Origin of the sequence: Bacteroides sp. An269, assembly GCF_002159755.1 — a bacterium.
Classification (GTDB): Bacteria; Bacteroidota; Bacteroidia; order Bacteroidales; family Bacteroidaceae; genus Phocaeicola; species Phocaeicola intestinalis.
This window is the reverse complement of sequence record NZ_NFJG01000209.1, coordinates 1-2,530: the sequence shown is the minus strand read 5'-3', so window position 1 is coordinate 2,530 and position 2,530 is coordinate 1. Positions and strand designations below refer to the sequence as shown.

The 2,530-nt window shown below is 47.9% G+C and carries 2 protein-coding genes; both read right to left on the bottom strand.

Annotation, left to right across the window (positions count from 1 at the left end):
* Positions 1 to 138: 138 nt before the first annotated feature.
* The gene (locus B5F71_RS19210) at positions 139 to 921 is read right to left on the bottom strand and encodes a Cof-type HAD-IIB family hydrolase (RefSeq protein ID WP_087213543.1); all 783 of its coding nucleotides are present in this window, start codon (positions 919 to 921) and stop codon (positions 139 to 141) included.
* Positions 922 to 969: 48 nt separating this feature from the next.
* Positions 970 to 2,274: a DUF3667 domain-containing protein gene (locus B5F71_RS19205; protein ID WP_087213540.1), complete on the bottom strand. Its 1,305-nt coding sequence runs from the start codon at positions 2,272 to 2,274 to the stop codon at positions 970 to 972.
* Positions 2,275 to 2,530: the final 256 nt, after the last annotated feature.

The window sequence follows — 2,530 nt, the reverse complement described above, 5'->3', positions numbered from 1 at the left end:
CGCTCCTGTTCTTCGTCAGATAGCCCGCTATCTTCCTCATCACAGAAGCGAAAATGCCTCAAAAACTCATCCCAAATCATCGCACGATAAATTCAAAACAGCTTCTTATCAAATCTGTGTATTCTGTGGTGAGTTTTATCACAACACGCCGAAATGCTTCAGCGCATTCAGAATACCGTCTTCATCTACTGAAGTGGTTACATAGTCGGCCGCGTTTTGTACTTCGAGAGTAGCGTTGCCCATGGCTATGCCTGTGCCCACGTGGCGTAGCATCGGAATGTCATTGCCTCCGTCGCCGAATGCCATGGTTTCTTTCAGGTCGATTCCATAGTGTGCGATGACCTTGTCGATGCCGTGGCTTTTGCTGTTTCCACGGGCGATGATGTCAGCAAAGAGGGGATACCAGCGCATCGGTTCGCAGTGTTTCAGTATACCCGAAAATACTTTGTTATCATCATCCGCCTTGAAGTAGCCCATGATTTGCAGAATTTCCTTGCCTCGTGCATATTCGATGGGTTGTACGGGAGGTATGTCGATTTTTATCAGGTCTGCTACTTCCTGTACAGCCTCGTTCACCCCTGTGATGAACCATGTATCGTCGTGGACGAATACGAACGGGAGTTCCGGATGTTGTTTATTGAACAGGATGAGGCGTTCGATGTCATCTTCCGGAATGCTGCCTTTGTAGATGTCTTTGTGGTCGGAAGTGAAGCAATAGGCACCGTTCAAGGTGATGTAGCCGTCAAAAGGCAGATTGCCCACTGCTTTCTGCATCAATACTTTGGGGCGTCCTGTTGCGATGAATACCTTGATTCCCTTTTCGCGTACAGCGGCAAGAGCTTGGCGGGTAGATTCGGGAATTGTATGGGTATGAAATGATACCAATGTCCCGTCTATGTCGAAAAAGATTGCTTTGACCATAAGTTGACTTGTATTTCTGGGTGCAAAAGTAGACAATTCCCTGCATATTTACAAATGAAGCGTGGTGGTTCCTTGTACCAGGCAAAGCAACAGTACACCTATCGTGGCGAGGATGACCACTATCACCAGGCAGTAAGTGAACATCAGGACCGTCTTCCAGAAGCTGCGCCACCATGTGTAGAGGTATAGTTGGTGATAGTCCCACCAGAAAAGGAGGAAGATGAACCAGAAGGGGACTTCATAGAGGTCGTCTACGTGTGCCGTGCCATTGAACGGTACTACAAGGGTACTGATAAGCAAAATCTGTGTAGCGATGTATGCCTGTATGAGGATATGTTCCATCAGGTTGAACATGTCGGGTCTCCTGCGCCGGTAGAATGCCCAGCGGGTGGCGACGGCAAGCAAGGGCAGGGTAAGAAGAATGTGAAAAGCCTTGTTGCCGTGCCCCCATCGTTTCAGCAGGTTCCATACATTCGCCAGAAAGGGTACATCTTCCAGCCATGTTTCTACTTTTGTGTAGACGGAGGACGATATTTCATCAAGGTCGCCATTAGATTGGGGCTTGCCTGCAATGGAGTCTTGGCGTTGTATTTCGGCTAGTGCCTTTTCCGTTTCGCTGATGGAAAATTCAAGGCTCTTTTGCATGGCTGGATTGTCTGTCTGTCCTTTTTCGAGTTCCAGCTTGTCGATGGTAGCTTGCAGGGTTTCTGCTTTTGTGAGTGGAACATCGTTTTTCTTTGCGGTCTGTTCTTCTTTCTTTTCCCGTATTTCGGGTATTATCAGCTGGGCGGTGAGCGTATAGAAGGCGGTCATCAGGAATACCATTGCCAGCGGGAGGGTATAACCTATGCGCCGTCCACGGATGAAGTCGCGCATCATGTGTCCGGGACGGTAGAGTAGTTCCAGCAGGGTATGGGCGAACTTCCCGTCTACGCGGAACACGGTTCGGAGTATATTGCCCACAATGCCTCTCAGTACATATCGCGGAGTGTTGCGGCTTTGTCCGCACCGCGGACAGTAGTTGCCCGTGAACGTATCGCCACAATTCTTGCACGTGCAAGGTTTAGTGTTCAGTGGCGGAGCTACATTGCCACGTATCTGCCAGATATGGAATACACGCAGGCGCACCGTGAGAGGATGCAGGAAAGAGGCAAGTGCGTTATGCCATGCAAGGGGGAGTATGCGCCGGCGCTGTGCGGTGAACCACAAGCTGAGGAGAAACAAGGTCGGGAAGAAAAATGTGTCAGCTTCCGACAGGGGAAACAACTCGTAATAGCAGAAGAACAGTAGCAAGAGCAACCAAAGGATTTGTCTGATATGAATAGGTTTTTTTGTACGTGAAGTTCGATTCATAACGTTTTTTGTTTGCAAACTTAATAAAAACCTTTGTATTTTGTATCCGGTTGTACTAAAAATCCGTGTATTGCTTTTCGTTTGACGTCCGCTTTGTTTTACGCGATAAGATATAGTCAAAAAGAAATGGTTTGCGAATTAGACAACCGGAATTTAAGAGTCAGAAGTGACTCCAACTCTTCTTTATAGTTTCCGATATTGTCGAAGAAATCCTTAACGGCCTGCCTGAATTTCTCTTTTGTCCTGTAGAAACCGG

Coding starts and splice junctions, on each gene's coding strand:
- B5F71_RS19210 (WP_087213543.1), bottom strand. CDS start 921: ATGGTCAAAGCAATCTTTTTCGACATAGACGGGACATTGGTATCATTT.
- B5F71_RS19205 (WP_087213540.1), bottom strand. CDS start 2,274: ATGAATCGAACTTCACGTACAAAAAAACCTATTCATATCAGACAAATC.